Here is a 14,998-nt window from a genome sequence, read left to right on the forward strand (position 1 = left end):
CGGCTGGATCTGCCGCTACCGCGACAGGATCTCCGGACCGGCTCACCAGGGGCGGTCGCCCCGGGCACCGGACAGCGGCACGACCAGGGCTAGGAACGGTTGCCCCGGACGCCGGTCAGGCGGCGCAGCACGTCCCACCAGAACGAGGCGCCGAACAGCAGCGCCACCATGGTGAGCAGGTAACCGGGCCAGTGTCCCGGAGTGATCAGCCGGTCCCACCAGGCTCCGCCGTTCCAGTGGAACGACGGATCGGCGGAGCCGTCGGGCGGGATCGTGACGCTCACGATCGCGTGGTCGAAGATCTTGACCAGCGCCGGGGAGCTGAGGGACTCGGTCACGCACCGGTACGGCTCGGCGAGCTCGGCCCCGGCGGCGGCGCACTTCTCCTTCAGCTCGGCGTACCCCTCCCCGCCGCCTCCCGCGATGGCGGCCACCCCGGCGCGGTAGGCGTTGTCGCGCAGCAGGGTCTTGCCGTACTCCAGCGCGTCCATGCTGAACGCCAGCGTCAGGACCACTCCCAGCGCGAAGACCACCCACTTGACGTAGCGGGCGTAGAGCGTGGACAGGCGCTGCATCTCCCCGTTGAACCAGTCCTCGACGCCCTTCCGGAACCTCGGCAGGTCCCGCTGCGCGCCCTCCCAGACGCCCTTGAGGTGGCCCGCGAGAGGGCTGTTGATGGCCTCCAGCTTGGCGAGCAGGCCCTCGATCCCGCCCTCCTCCGCGGCGACCAGTTCCATCACCGCGCCGGAGAAACGCTCGGGCGGGATGTTCGCGATGCTGGTGCGGGTCCCCTTGGGGTGGTCGATCTCCTGGAGCCGTTCGTACAGCCGCGTGGTCATGTCGACCGGTGGTGTGAGCGGTTCCGCGCGGTCCTCGGCTGCGGGCTCACCGACGCCCGCCTCGTCGGATCCGATCTCCTCGGCGGTATTTCCCGCGACGCTCTCTGGCGCGATCCCTTCGGCGATCTCCTCCGAGACCTTCTCCTCGGCGTTCTCGGCGGCCAGGACCGTGGCGGCGTCGACCCGCATCGGCTCGACCACGGCGGGCGCCGGATCCGGACTGTGCGCCGGGCGCGGATCGTTGCCGGAGAAGGGCAGCTTCGCGAAGACGTCGGCTATCTTCGACGGGATCCACGACCTGCCGTCCTCCGACGAGCCGTCCAGGGTGTCCCTGAGATAGGCCCAGAGGAACTTGCTGCGGATCCCGAGCAGCCGGACGAAGGCCTCGTTGATCCCGCTCACCAGGAGCGACAGGAGCAGGAAGGCCAGGATCAGCCCGATGGCCAGATCAATGTAAACGGATATCAAAAGGATCACCCGGACCGTTGATACACGCCCGCCCCGGGCGGCGCAACGAGATCACCAAAACGGGCCGGTTTTCGTGACGGTCCGGGCCGGGTGGCAGGCGTCCACTCCACCCCGGAGGATGGGGATCCTCGCCCGCCGCGCGGGCTTCGGGTGGGTCGCCGCCTCCTCGCGCGTGGCCGGAACAGGTACCGGTCGTCCGGCCACGCGAACGGTCAGCCCTCGTAGAAGACGCGCTCCACGACCCGGCGGGCCCGGCGGGTGGCGCGGCGGTAGTCGTCCACGAAGTCCTCCGTACCGTCGGGCGGGTAGCCGAGGGCGCGGGCGATGAGCATGCGCTCGCGGGCGTCCACCGGGATCGTGTCCGAGGCCCGGCCCCGGACCGCGACGATGGCGTCGCGGATGCGCGAGGCGAACCGCCACGCCTTGGCGAGCACCGCCTCGTCGGCCTCCGCGAGCAGACCCTCGGCGACCGCCGCGCTCAGCGCCTCCAGGGTGCGGGTGGTCCGCAGCGACGGGAGGCGCCCGGCGTGGCGGAGCTGGATGAGCTGGGCCACCCACTCCACATCGGACAGCCCGCCGGGGCCGAGCTTGGTGTGCAGGGCGGGATCGGTGCCGCGCGGGAGGCGTTCGGCCTCCATCCGGGCCTTGAGCCTGCGGATCTCCACCACCGCCGCCTCGGAGATGCCCTCCGGCGGATAGCGCAGCGGGTCGGCCAGGTGCAGCAGGCCGACACCGAGCTCGGCGTCCCCGGCGGAGAAGCGGGCGCGCAGCAGCGCCTGCGACTCCCACGGCGAGGACCACCGCTCGTAGTAGGCGGCGTACGAGGCCAGGGTGCGGACCAGTGGCCCGGCCTTGCCCTCGGGACGCAGGCCGGGGTCGATGAGCAGCGGCGGGTCGGGGGCGGGCAGGGCCAGCAGCCGGCGCAGCTCGTTGGCCACCTCGAACGCCATCTCGGTGGCCTCGCGCTCGGCCACCCCCTCCAGCGGCGAGTGCACGAACATCACGTCGGCGTCACTGCCGTAGGAGGACTCGATCCCGCCCAGGCGGCCCATCGCGATCACCGCGAACCTGGTGCCCAGCGGGGTGCGACGTTCCATCTCGACCTTGTCGATCGCGGCGTCGAGCGCGGCCTGGATCGTCACGTCGTTGAGCCCGGACAGCGTCTGGCCGACCTCCTCGATGTCGATGAGCCCGGAGAGGTCGGCGACGGCGGTGCGGAGCAGTTCCCTGCGGCGCAGCCCCCGGACCGCGGCCACCGCGCCCTCGGCGTCCCCCGGATGCCGGGCGACCACGGTCCGCGCCTCCGACAGCAGCGCCTCGGCGGGCCTGGGGGCCAGCTCGGTGTCCGAGCCGAGCATCGCGACCGACTCCGGTGCGTTCATCAGCAGCCCCGTCACGTAACGGCTGGTACCGAGCATCCGGGCCAGCTGCGAGGCCACCGCGGTCTCGTCTCGCAACAGTCGCAGGTACCACGGGGTGGAGCCGAGCTTGTCGGAGACCTGGCGGAAGCCGAGCAGGCCGGCGTCGGGGTCGGGGGCGTCGGCGAACCAGCCGAGCATGACCGGAAGGAGGGTGCGCTGGATCGCGGCACGGCGGGAGACACCCGTGGTCAGCGCGCTGATGTGGCGCAGCGCCCCGGCCGGGTCGGTGTAGCCGAGCGCCTCCAGGCGGGCCTTGGCCGCGGCGGTGGAGAGCCGGTCCTCGGACTCGGGCAGCCGGGCCACCGCCTGCAGCAGCGGCCGGTAGAACAGCTTCTCGTGCAGGCGCCGTGCCTCCATGGCGTGCCGCCGCCACCTGGTGGTGAACTCTCCCACCGGGTCGGCGGTCATGCCCAGGCTCCTGCCGAGACGGCGCAGGTCGGCGTTGCCCTCGGGCACCACATGCGTGCGGCGGAGCCGGTGCAGTTGGATGAGGTGCTCGACCTGGCGCAGGAAGGTGTACGCCTCGGCGAGGGCCTTGGCGTCGTCCCTGCCCACGTAGCCGCCGCGGGAGAGGGCGGCGAGCGCGGGAAGCGTGGCACGGCGGCGCAGCAGCGGGTCGAGACGGCCGTGGACGAGCTGGAGCAGCTGCACCGCGAACTCGATGTCGCGCAGCCCGCCCGGCCCCAGCTTGAGCTGGCGCTCGGCCTCGCCACCGCGGACGTGCTCCTCCACCCGGCGGCGCATGGCCTGCACGTCCTCGACGAACTTGTCCCGGGTGGCGGCCTGCCAGACCATCTCGTTCACCGCGGCGACGTACTGCTCGCCGAGTTCGGTGTCACCCGCGACCGGCCGTGCCTTCAGCAGGGCCTGGAACTCCCATGTCTTGGCCCAGCGCCGGTAGTAGGCCAGGTGGCTGGCGAGGGTGCGGACCAGCGGCCCGGCCTTGCCCTCGGGGCGCAGCGCCGCGTCGACCTCCCACAGTGCCCCCTCGGGGGTACTGGTCGAACAGGCGCGCATCATGCCCTGGGCCAGCCGGGTGGCGAGCTTGATGGCCCCGTGCTCGTCGAGGGAGTCGTCGGCCCCCTCTCTCGGCTCGGCCACGAAGACGACGTCGACGTCGCTGATGTAGTTGAGCTCGCGTGCCCCGCACTTGCCCATGCCGATGACGGCCAGCCGCACCGCCCCCGCCTCCGGGTGCTCCGACCTGGCAACGGCGAGCCCCGCCTCCAGCGCGGCCCCGGCCAGGTCGGACAGCTCGGCGGTCACCTCCGACAGCGAGACGGCCCCGGTGACGTCGCGCGCGGCGAGGTGGAGCAGGCGGCCCCGGTAGGCGACGCGCAGCGCCGAGAGGGTGTCGGTGGAGGCGTCCACGGCCCTCGGCTCGGGGTCGTCGGGCTCGGCGCCGACCGCGAGCAGCAGCTCCGCGCGGAGCTCCCCCTCGCCCGGACGCTCCGTCGCCGACGCCTTGCCGAGCAGGCGCCAGTGCTCCGGATGCCTGACGACATGGTCGCCGAGCGCGGCGCTGACGCCGAAGACGCCGAGCAACCGGTCTCGCAGCCCGGAATCCGCTCGGAGCGCTCCAAGAACGCTGGGGTCCTGCTCGGCCAGCCGGTTCAGCGAGGTGAGCGCCAGGTCGGGATCGGCCGCGGCGACCAGCGAGGTCAGCAGGTCGATGTCTCCGAAGGCCTCCGGTCCCAGCTCGTCGAGCAGCCGCTCGGCCCTGGCCCCGTCGGCGAAGCCGAGCCTGGCCAGACGCCCGGCGGTCGTCTGCATCCGGGGCACGGTCTCCACCGACCCTCCATGGTCCTCGATCACAGGCACGGGTGCCCTTCCTCAATCCTTACCCCGAGCGATCAAAGGTGCACGCCCCTCGCGGTCACGTCGGCCTCGGCGCGTACCTCGGGCATTCGGAGCGTCGCCGCACAGGTTAATCCCGAAACTGTGCGCCGTCGTTAGCGGATTCGGACCGTAATCGCCCGGTCACGCGGTTTGGACGGCGGTGGCGAATCGCTCGGCGAGCGGCTTCCAGGCGGTGACGAGCCGCTCTCTGGCCTCCTTCACCTGCGTGTTGAGCTCCTCGACCGGGTGGCCCAGGTCGGTCAGCTGGTCGGCCGAGCCGGCCGTCCAGCCGGCGAAGATCTCCGGGGTGGCCTCGGGGTGGAACTGCACCGCCCAGGCGTTCTCCCCCAGCCGGTACGCCTGGTTGGGGTAGAGGTCGCCGCCGGCCAGCGGCACCGCGCCCGCGGGGAGCCGCGTGATCGCGTCGCGGTGGTACTGGATGGCGGGAGAGGGGGCAAGACCGGTGAACAGCGGGTCCGCCCCGGCGGCCGGCAGCGGGACGACCTCGGTCGCGCCGACCTCCAGCCCGTGCTCTCCGCGCTCGACGGCGCCGCCGCAGGCGAGCGTCATGAGCTGGGCGCCCAGGCAGATCCCCAGGGTGGGCACGCCCGCCTCGACACAGCCGCGGATCAGGTCTCGGGTGGCGGGCAGCCAGGGATACCGCTCGTCCTCCCAGGCCGCCGCCTCGCCGCCGAGGACGATCAGCCCGCCGGCGGCCCGCTCGGGCACGGCCTCCCCCAGGTAGGGCCGGATGATCTCGCAGGCGACCCCGGCTCCGGACAGCCATTCGGCGAGAAACCCGAGGCCCGCGTCCGCCTCGTGCTCGATGACGGTAATTCCCATACGGCAATTATGGTCTGAAATGGGGATAAGCGCCGTACTGGAGTGGAGGCGGGAGACCAGGATCTCCCGGAAGGACGTCGACCTTGAGCGAAGGCCGTCCTCCCGGTGACCTGGCCGTGGCCGCCACCGGATACATTGCCGAAGCACGCGGCACCGGGCCGCCTTCTCCCCTTCTCCGGAAGGCGGAGGTCTCCATATCCGAGGAGAGCCGATGAATCCCGTCCTGAGTGATGTCGAGGTCCCCGGCGGCGCGCTGCGCGTCGCCAGGTTCGGGACCGGGCCGCGCGTGATCGTGGCCGTGCACGGCATCACCGCCTCGCTCATGTCCTGGACCGGCGTCGCCCGCAGGCTGCCCGCCGACTGGTCGCTGGTCGCGATGGACCTGCGCGGCCGTGGCCACAGCGCCGGGCTCCCCGGCCCGTACGGCCTGGCCAGGCACGCCGAGGACGTGAACCTCGTCGCCCGGTCCGTGGGCGCGGAGTCCGACATCGTGCTCACCGGCCACTCGATGGGCGCCTATGTCACCGCGCTCGCCGCGGTGGGCCACGACTACGCCAGGGTCGCGCTGGTCGACGGCGGGCTCCCGCTACCGCTGCCCCCCGGCGCGGACCCCGACGCGGTGCTTGAGGCCACCCTCGGGCCCGCCATCGCCCGGCTGGCCCAGACCTTCCCGAGCGTCGACGCGTACGTGGACTTCTTCAAGGCCCACCCGGCCTTCGTCGACGCGTGGACCGAGGAGGCGGAGGAGTACGTCCGCTACGACGCCTCGGGGCCGGAAGGCGCGGTGCGCTCGCGGGTGCGGCAGGAGCCGGTCCGCGAGGACGGCCGGTGGATGCTCACCGAGGGCGAGGCGATCGGCGCCGCGCTGCGGGCGATCACCTCGCCCCTGTCGCTGCTGCGCGCCCCGAGGGGACTGCTGAACCAGCCGGTCGGCATGTTGCCCGACGAGCTCGCCACCGGGTGGACCGCGCAGGTGCCCTCGCTGAAGGATGAGGTGATCGAGGACTGCAACCACTACACGATCCTCTTCGACGACCGCTGCGCCTCTCTGGTCGCCGATCGTCTCACCCGCTGACCGCAGGAAACGAGAGGGCGGGCACCGGCGTCAGGCGGCCCTGGTCACCCGGCGGGAGGCCAGGCGTCCCGCGTCGGGCCAGCGGACGTCGACGGCCCAGCCCGCCCGTTCCAGCAGCCAGATGAGCCTGGCGCTCGGATCGACCTGACCGCGCAGGACACCGTGCCTGGCACAGGTGGGGTCGGCGTGGTGCAGGTTGTGCCACGCCTCCCCCAGCGAGACCACCGCGAGCCACCACACGTTGCGGGAGCGGTCCCTGACCGAGAACTCCTCCCTGCCGAACGTGTGGCAGATCGAGTTGATCGACCAGGTCACGTGGTGCAGGACGAAGACGCGTACCGGACCGCCCCAGAAACCCGCGGTGAGCGCGGCCTGCCAGGAGCCGCCCCAGAGCCCGCCGGCCAGCGCGGGCAGGCCCACCGACAGCAGGATGACCGGCACGTAGGCCAGGTTGTGCGAGAGGAGTCTGATCGGCCGGTCGGCGAGGAGATCGGGGCAGAAACGCCGCCTGGAGGTCTGTTCCGGGCTGAACAGCCAGCCGACATGGGCATGGAAGAGCCCTCTGGACAACCCGGCGAATCCGGGGCCGAACCGCCACGGCGAGTGCGGATCGCCGTCCCTGTCGGCGTACTTGTGGTGCCGGCGATGGTCGGCCACCCAGCGGATCACCGGGCCCTGCAACGACATGCCCCCGGCGATCGCCAGCACCACCCGGAGCCAGGTGGGGGCCTGGAACGAACGGTGGGTGAAGTGCCGGTGGTAGCCGACGGTGACGCCGAACCCGGTGACGAGGTACATCACCGCGGCGATGACCATGTCCCGCCACCCGAGCCCCCACCCCCAGGCGAAGGGCACGGCGGCCAGGACGGCGAGGAAGGGGGCGACGACGAACAGGACGATCAGGAGGCGTTCGAACCACGGCACGGGCCGGTCGGCGAGGTCCTGCGGCGCGACGGCGGAGGAGGATGCCATGCCTGCCGAAGCTAATCGCCCGCCGCGCGGAAAGCTCCGCACCCCAGGGCGATTTATCGCCTCGCTCTTGTCAGCCCGATGACAATCCCCAGGTGACGCGGCCCGATGCGGCATGCCGCCCGTCTCAGGGCCTCCGTACCAGGCCCTGCCCGACCGATCCCGCCGTGGCGAGGATCGGTCGGGCAGGGCCGTAAGGCGGCCGCGGGCGAAGGTCCCGGGGGGCGGGAGCTAGGCGGGAGCGATCCAGACGGCCTTGGCGGCGGCGACCAGCGTGCCGTCGACCTCGTAGATGGCGCTCTCCCCGAAGAGCTTGCGTCCCTCGCGGCCGCCGGCGCGGGCGACGACGGAGTAGGTGCCGCCGGGGTAGATCCGGCGGTGCAGCCGCGCGGTCAGCCGGCCGAGCAGGGCGAACTCGCCCGGCTGGAAGTGCGCCCAGCCGGTGGGGCAGTCGAGGGCGGCCCAGACGATCGCGTCGGGGACGGCGCCGTCCTCGTCGGTGACGGTCATCGGGACCCGCCAGCCGGCGGCGATCAGGCCGGTGCCGGACACCGGGCCGGGGAAGATCCGCAGGCCGTCGCCGGGATCGCGCATGCCGCACGCGAAGCAGCCGGGGAAGGCGTGTTCGACGAGGCCGGCGAAGCCGCCCTCGGCCCGCGCCGCCTCGTTGAAGGGCACGAAGGCCGGTACGTCGAACTCCTCGGTGACCGTGATGGCCTCGACAAGGAGCCTCTCACCGTCGGTGAGGGTCGCGGTGTTGGCGAGGTGGCGCAGGGACAGCTCGGTATCCAGTGGCGTGGGCGCATGCAGCGTGACCTCGACAGCCGAGTCGTGCCGGGCGCCGTGCAACGCCTCGGAAACCGTGCCCGCGATCCATCCGCCGTTCGCGGAGCCCTCGGGACCGCGGAAACGCGCCGGAACGGTCAGCACGGTCTGCAGCTCGGCAGCCGTCGTCATGCCGCACCTCCTGTCGCCTTTTAGGGCGATTTATCCTCAAAACAACGGTATTCGGACTGACCGATTTTACCGGGCTGCTTGTACATACAGCCAACTCGGGGTCGATGACGCCTCGATGAGCAGCGGGTAACACCGATATGACGTTCGGCGGGCGGCATCGGATTACCCGCCTCCGCGACCTGTCGGCACGCCCCCGGCGACGACCGCGCGGCACGGTCCGCGCGGCACGGTCCGCGCGGCTTGGTCCGCGCGGTCGTTCCAGGCACGACGGGAGGTCCTGACGCCCGCCGTGCCGGTAACACGGAAGCGGCTAGAGGACCGGCAGGTAGCGGCCGAGCTCGAACTCGGTGACCTGGCGGCGGTACTCGTTCCACTCGGCGCGCTTGTTGCGCAGGAAGTAGTCGAAGACGTGCTCGCCGAGGGTCTCGGCGACGAGCTCGCTGCGCTCCATGACCGCGATGGCCTCGTCCAGCGACTGGGGCAGCGGCTGGATGCCCAGCGCCCTGCGCTCGGCCGAGGTCAGCGCCCAGACGTCGTCCTCGGCGCCGGGGGGCATCTCGTACCCCTCCGCGATTCCCTTCAGACCGGCCGCCAGGATCACGGCGAAGGCCAGGTAGGGGTTGCAGGCGGAGTCGAGCGAGCGGAACTCGATGCGGGTCGAGCCGCCCTTGTGCGGCTTGTACATCGGCACCCGGACCAGGGCCGAGCGGTTGTTGTGGCCCCAGGAGATGTAGCTCGGGGCCTCGCCGCCGGCTCCGGCGATCGCCTCGGCGCCGCCCCAGAGCCGCTTGTAGGAGTTGACCCACTGGTTGCAGACCGCGGTGATCTCGGCGGCGTGCACCAGCAGGCCACCGATGAAGGAGCGGCCGATCTTGGAGAGCTGGTAGTCGGCGCCCGGCTCGTAGAAGGCGTTACGGTCGCCCTCGAAGAGCGACATGTGGGTGTGCATGCCGGAGCCGGGATGCTCGGTGAAGGGCTTGGGCATGAAGCTCGCCCAGATGCCCTGCTCCAGCGCGACCTCCTTCATGACCAGGCGGAAGGTCATGATGTTGTCGGCGGTGGTGAGCGCGTCGGCGTAGCGCAGGTCGATCTCCTGCTGGCCCGGACCGCCCTCGTGGTGGCTGTACTCGACGGAGATGCCCATCGACTCCAGCATCATGATCGCGTTACGCCGGAAGTCGTGGCCGGAGCTGTGCGGGGTGTGGTCGAAGTAGCCGCCGCCGTCGATCGGCTCGGGCCGCTCACTGCCCTCAGGCCGGTTCTTCAGCAGGAAGAACTCGATCTCCGGGTGGGTGTAGAAACTGAAGCCCATGTCGGAGGCCTTCGACAGGGTGCGCTTGAGCACCCAGCGCGGGTCCGCGTGCGAGGGCGAGCCGTCCGGCATGAGGATGTCGCAGAACATCCGGGCCGCACCCGGCGTCTCACTGCGCCACGGAAGGATCTGGAAGGTCGACGGGTCGGGCTTGGCGAGCATGTCCGACTCGTAGACCCGGGCGAAGCCCTCGATCGCCGAGCCGTCGAAGCCGATGCCCTCGGCGAAGGCCCCCTCAAGTTCGGCCGGGGCGATGGCCACCGACTTCAGGAACCCGAGCACATCGGTGAACCACAGCCGGATGAACCGGATGTCGCGCTCCTCAAGGGTGCGGAGAACGAACTCCTGCTGGCGGTCCAAGGCTTCTCCTTCATTGCTGACGTGCTGCGACACGCCTGGTGGTCTATCAGTTTGCCCGCTAAGTGTTTCGCACACGTTACGAGTAAGAACAGTGAGATGCGCGTCGCGCCTCCGCGCGACAGGCCCCGTCTCCTCTTACAGTGTGCGACCGGAGCCGCTGGAAGTTCGATCCGGGGGGAAACGATGACGCGCGCCGAAGTTCACGAACCACCGTACGCGGTCTCGTCACCGGTCAGGCTCACCGAACGCCTCGCGGCATTGACGATGCCCTGCCCCGTCCACCCGTCGATACACCTGGTCGAGGCCGCCGCGTCCGACTGGGCCCGCGCGGCCGGGCTGCCCCCGGATCCCGCCGCCTCCTGGCTGGCCGGGCGGGCGTTCGCCCGCTGCGAAACCCGCGCGGTCACGTTGCTCGCCCGCTGGCTGACCTGGGGGGCGCGGCTGCGCGAGGAGCCCGCGGCGCTCCCCCCGGTCCTCGCCGTGGCCGCGGGCGGCGAGCCGGGCACGGCACCGCTGACGCGGGCCTTCGCCGACCTCTGGGGAGCGTGTGCCCCTCGGATGAGTGACGCGTGGCGCGAGCGCTTCACCGCCGGACTGGCCACCGGCGAGCCCCCGAACGCCTTCGGCCGCCTGCCGCTGGACCTGGTGGAGCCCTGCTACGGGGTGGAGGTGCCCGCCCCGGTGCGGCGGAGCCCGCGCTGGCGAGCGCTCGTCGAGGCGAGCGGCGACGTGACCACCTGGTGCGCGGAGGCGGCGGCCGGACACGACGGCGCGAGAGGCGCCTTCCTGGAACGCTCCAACCGGGTGGCGGAGGAGCGGGTGATCGACCGCGTGGCCGCCCGGATGGAGGAGCTGTGGACGGCGGCCCGCGCGATCCCGGCGCTCACCGAGCGGCACGATCTCGGCTTCGCCACCTCCCAGGAGGTGACGCGGGTGGCATGCGCTTTCTTGACCATTCCGAGGGCTTATCTGGAGTGGCTCCTGGAAACGCCCCGCTATCGTCACTTAGGGTAACAGTTCGAGTTCATCAAGTGACGACGGAGTGAACGATGAGCACCAGGCTCCTCAACCGCAAGCTCGACCGTGCCTTCGAGCACATGGACGTCGACGGCAGCGGATCGATCGAGCGCGAGGACCTTCTCGGCCTCGGAGCCCGGATCCTCGTCGGCTTCGGTGAGTCGCCGACCTCCCCGGCCGGCAGCAGGCTCGCCCAGGGCTTCGAGGAGATCTGGCGGACGCTGACCGCGGAGATCGACACCGACGGCGACCGCGCGATCTCCCCGGAGGAGTTCCGCGCCGGTATGACCTCCGCGTTCGTCGAGGGCGACCGGTTCGACGCGGTCTTCGGGCCCGCGGCCGAGGCGGCGGCCTGGCTGTGCGACCCCGACGGCGACGGCGCCGTCGGGCCGGACGAGTTCTGGGTCATGATGGCCGCGTTCGGCACCTCCCGCGAGGACGTGACGGCCGCCTTCGAGCGGCTCGACGCGGACGGCGACGGCGCGGTGTCCGTGGGCGAACTGGTCGAGGCGACCCGGCAGTTCTACACGAGCGCCGATCCGGACGTGGCCGGCAACTGGCTGTTCGGTCCGCTGTAGTGGCTCTCACCCCAACGTTCGGCGATCCCCTGACCTTTCCCCGACCCCACTCACAACCCTTGTCACACTCCCTGCACCCCTCTCCCTCACCTGTCACGCGTCCCTTCGCCGCCCCGCCCCCCGGGGCCGCGGAATGCCCGGAGCCGCCACCCTCCTCCGGGGTGGTCGCGGCTTCGCTGCTCCCCCTCGCCGAGCTCGTACCGGCGATGTCGGCACCGTGCCGGATGCATCCCTCGGTCGACGTGATCGGCGCCGAACTCGCCCGCTGGGCCCGCGAGGTCGGACTGGAGGCGCCCCCGCGCGCCGGATTCGACCGGATGGCGGGCCGTGCCTTCGCCGGGTTCGGCGTGGAGGCGGCGCTGTTGTTCGCCAAGTGGCTGACCTGGCTGTTCCATTTCGACGACGAGTGGGACGAGAAGCCCGCCGGGCGTGCGGCCGAGGTCGTGGAGGCCACCTTCGCCAGGCTCGACCTCGTCGCGCGTGCTCCCGTCCACGCCTCCTCGCCCGTCGAGATCGCCTTCGCCGACCTCTGGAAGATCACCGCGGGGCGGATGAGCACCCGGTGGCGGCACCGGTTCCTGGCCGGGCTGGCGACGCAGGGCGAGGCATGCCGCACCGAGGCCGAGAACCGGTGCGCGGGCCGGGTGCCCTCCCCCACGGAGTATCCGCGGCTGCGCCGGGGCACCGCGGGCCCCTACCTGTTCGACCTGGTGGAGCCGTGCCTGGGGGTGGAGGTGCCCGCGGGGCTGCGTGAGAGCACGACCTGGCGGACGCTGGTGGACGCCTGCAACGACGTCACCGCGTGGTGCAACGACGTCGCCTCGCACCACAAGGAGCGGGCCAACGGCGACGTGCACAACTACGTGACGGTCGCCGCGACCGCGTTCGGGCTCTCCGACGGCGCCGCCGTCACCTGGGTGAACGACCGGATCGCCGCCCGCGCCGAGGACCTGCGGATCTCCACGCGCCGGCTGCCGGCGCTGTTCGACCGGTTCGAGCTGTCGACCGGCCAGGCCAGGGAGATCAGCAAGGTCGCGTGCGCGTTCCTCGCGGCGCCGAGAGCGCAGCTGGAATGGCTCCTGGAGTCCAGCCGATACGACGTGCCGTGACCGGCCCGCTCCCACCCGGGCGAACTCGCCCGGGTGGGAGCGCCTGCCTCGGGTTCCGCCGGCGATCGGACCGGCGCTGGGGCTCCATACGAGATACGCCCCGTTTTGATCGCTTATTGATTGAATTGCGTTTCGAGCCGGTTAAGGTCCTTCCAAGTACCAGATGAAGGGCCTGAACCACCATGCGCGGGCTGAACCTGTCGATCCCAAGGGTGACGCCCGTCCAGGGGCGGGTCGCGGCGGTGCTGATCACCAGCACGTCCGTCGCGATGGTGTGCGTCAACGTCTGGATCACGGCGCAGCTCCCGCAACCCTCCTACACGCCGCTGCCGTTCGCGCCGGAGGACGTGGCCGGCACCGCGTTCCCCATCCTTGGAGCGCTGCTGGCGTTCCAGCGGCCCCGGTTGGTCATCGGCTGGCTGCTCTGCCTGGGCGGGCTGTTCTCCGCGCTGAACAGCCTCACGGTGAACCTCGCCCAGCTGGGCGTGATACGGGGGTGGACGACCGCCCCCAAGGTGCTCTGGACGGTCGCCGGGGTGAGCTGGAATCTGACCATCCTGCTTCTGGTCGTGCTGCTGCCGCTGCTCTACCCGGACGGGAGACTGCCCTCCCCGCGCTGGCGACCGCTGGTCTGGAGCTCGGTCGCCGTCCTGGCGGTCGAGGTGTTCGTGATGGGGCTCGTATCCTCACCCGAGCAGCCGGAATCGCCCCCCTTCATGTTGTTCCTGTACATGATCACCAATGTGGTGATACTCCTGGCCTTCGTCTCGCTGGCCACCCGGTTCCGGAGATCGGACCCGGAGGGGCGCAGGCAGATCCTGTGGCCGCTGGTCGCGATCGCCGCGGTCGTCGTCCCCTGGGTGCTCGGCAACCCGGTGTGGTGGCTGGCGTCGTTCACGATCCCGCTGGTCCCGCTCGCGATCACCTTCTCGGTGCTGCGGTACCGCCTCTACGGGATCGACACGCTCATCACCAGGGCCCTGGTCGGCGCGGGCCTGGTCGGCGTGATCGGCGGGGTGTACGTGGCGGTGGGCACCGCCTCCAGCCTGTTCCTGTCCGATGTGGACCGGATCGGCGGCCTGGTCGCCGCGCTCTGCGCGGGCGCGTTCTTCCAACCGATACGGCGGGTGCTCCAGCGTGGCGCCGACCGCCTGCTCTACGGCAGCAAGGGCGACCCGGTGGCACTGGCCGCCGAACTCGGGCGCAGGCTGCAGCACGCCGATCCGGCGGGCGGGCTGGCCGTCGCCCTGGAGGTACTGCGCGACGGTCTGGTCGTCACCGGTACGGGCGTGCGCTTCTCCGGCGGCTGGCCCGAGGAGGCGACGGCGGGGACACTGGAGGAGGTGACGCGCGACATCCGGCTCGTGTGGCACGGCGAGCCCGTCGGCCGCCTGCTCATCGGCCCGCCGGGGGCCAGGCGCCTGCCGGCCGCGCACAACGAGCGGGTCATCGCCGCGCTCACGCCGTACGTGGCGGACGCGGCCCACGCGGTCCGGCTGGTCGGCGCGCTGCGGCGTTCCCGGGAGCGGATCGTCACCACCCGCGAGGAGGAACGCCGCCGCCTCCGCCGCGACCTGCACGACGGCCTCGGCCAGTCACTCAGCGGGATGGCGATGTCCATCAACGTGGCCAGGCACTCCCTGCGCGTCTCCCCCGAGACGGCCGAGCGCATGCTCGGCGAGCTGCGCTCCGGCATGGACAGCGTCACCAGCGACATCAGGCACCTGGTGTACGGCCTGCGACCGCCCACCCTCGACGAGCTGGGCCTGGCCGGCGCGGTGGCGGAGATGGCGGGCCCCGGCGTCACCGTGGAGGTCAGGGGCGAGCTGTCGGGGCTGCCCGCCGCCACCGAGGTGGCCGCGTACCGGATCGCACAGGAGGCGCTGACCAACGTCCGCAAGCACGCCGGCGCCACGACGGTGCGGCTGTCGCTGGAACGCGGCGAGGACTCCTTGGGCATCCGGGTGCACGACGACGGGGTCGGCATCCCCATGGAGCGTCGCTCGGGGATCGGGCTGGCCTCGATGCGCGAGCGAGCCGCCGAACTCGGCGGGACATGCATGATCACGACACCTCCCGAAGGGGGCACCATGGTCGAAGCCGTTCTTCCGGTGAACTTGAATGTGGAGATATGACCACCGATGATTTCTTACAGCCTGCGAACGATGGTGAGTATTGCCCTATGACGTTGGCCCAGGTAGCTCTAGCCTT

Annotated in this window: 11 protein-coding genes; 5 read left to right on the forward strand and 6 right to left on the reverse strand. The window is 71.5% G+C overall.

The genetic code is table 11. The features are described 5' to 3' along the window. Nucleotides 1-89: 89 nt before the first annotated feature. The 3 genes from IG98_RS52770 to IG98_RS0132740 form a co-directional block, all read right to left on the reverse strand. Nucleotides 90-1,307, reverse strand: coding sequence for a hypothetical protein (locus IG98_RS52770; RefSeq protein WP_030921124.1), 1,218 nt, complete (start codon nt 1,305-1,307; stop codon nt 90-92). Nucleotides 1,308-1,519: 212 nt separating this feature from the next. Next, nucleotides 1,520-4,501, reverse strand: a complete 2,982-nt coding sequence (locus IG98_RS0132735) for a bifunctional [glutamine synthetase] adenylyltransferase/[glutamine synthetase]-adenylyl-L-tyrosine phosphorylase (RefSeq protein WP_030921127.1) — start codon at nt 4,499-4,501, stop codon at nt 1,520-1,522. Between the two features lie 207 nt (nt 4,502-4,708). After that, complete coding sequence (locus IG98_RS0132740; protein WP_030921130.1) at nt 4,709-5,410, reverse strand: type 1 glutamine amidotransferase; 702 nt, start codon at nt 5,408-5,410, stop codon at nt 4,709-4,711. Nucleotides 5,411-5,621: 211 nt separating this feature from the next. Between IG98_RS0132740 and IG98_RS0132745 the strand changes: the two genes are divergently transcribed. After that, on the forward strand, nt 5,622-6,485 hold the full coding sequence (locus IG98_RS0132745) for an alpha/beta hydrolase (protein WP_030921133.1): 864 nt from the start codon (nt 5,622-5,624) through the stop codon (nt 6,483-6,485). Between the two features lie 30 nt (nt 6,486-6,515). Here IG98_RS0132745 and IG98_RS0132750 read toward each other — a convergent pair whose 3' ends face one another. The 3 genes from IG98_RS0132750 to IG98_RS0132760 all read right to left on the reverse strand — a co-directional run bounded on the left by IG98_RS0132750 (nt 6,516) and on the right by IG98_RS0132760 (nt 10,083). Then, nucleotides 6,516-7,457 carry an acyl-CoA desaturase gene (locus IG98_RS0132750; RefSeq protein WP_030921136.1) on the reverse strand — a complete coding sequence of 314 codons (942 nt, stop codon included), beginning with the start codon at nt 7,455-7,457 and terminating at the stop codon, nt 6,516-6,518. Between the two features lie 228 nt (nt 7,458-7,685). Further along, nucleotides 7,686-8,411, reverse strand: coding sequence for a hypothetical protein (locus tag IG98_RS0132755; RefSeq protein WP_030921139.1), 726 nt, complete (start codon nt 8,409-8,411; stop codon nt 7,686-7,688). Between the two features lie 310 nt (nt 8,412-8,721). Next, a complete protein-coding gene (locus IG98_RS0132760; RefSeq protein ID WP_030921142.1) occupies nt 8,722-10,083 on the reverse strand; it encodes a glutamine synthetase family protein in 1,362 nt (453 codons plus the stop codon). A gap of 183 nt (nt 10,084-10,266) precedes the next feature. Here IG98_RS0132760 and IG98_RS47570 point away from each other — a divergent pair, with 183 nt between their 5' ends. The 4 genes from IG98_RS47570 (at nt 10,267) to IG98_RS0132780 (ending at nt 14,922) form a co-directional block, all read left to right on the forward strand. Beyond that, nucleotides 10,267-11,097, forward strand: coding sequence for a terpene synthase family protein (locus tag IG98_RS47570; RefSeq protein ID WP_030921145.1), 831 nt, complete (start codon nt 10,267-10,269; stop codon nt 11,095-11,097). A gap of 35 nt (nt 11,098-11,132) precedes the next feature. Beyond that, nucleotides 11,133-11,678, forward strand: coding sequence for an EF-hand domain-containing protein (locus tag IG98_RS0132770; protein ID WP_030921148.1), 546 nt, complete (start codon nt 11,133-11,135; stop codon nt 11,676-11,678). A gap of 161 nt (nt 11,679-11,839) precedes the next feature. Continuing rightward, the gene (locus IG98_RS0132775; RefSeq protein WP_211264210.1) at nt 11,840-12,787 is read left to right on the forward strand and encodes a terpene synthase family protein; all 948 of its coding nucleotides are present in this window, start codon (nt 11,840-11,842) and stop codon (nt 12,785-12,787) included. A 182-nt stretch (nt 12,788-12,969) separates the two neighbouring features. Further along, nucleotides 12,970-14,922 (forward strand): sensor histidine kinase, encoded by a 1,953-nt coding sequence (locus IG98_RS0132780; RefSeq protein ID WP_030921154.1) that lies wholly within the window; start codon nt 12,970-12,972, stop codon nt 14,920-14,922. Nucleotides 14,923-14,998 lie beyond the last annotated feature (76 nt).

The organism is Streptosporangium amethystogenes (genome assembly GCF_000721075.1).
In the GTDB taxonomy this organism is placed as follows: Bacteria; Actinomycetota; Actinomycetes; order Streptosporangiales; family Streptosporangiaceae; genus Streptosporangium; species Streptosporangium amethystogenes.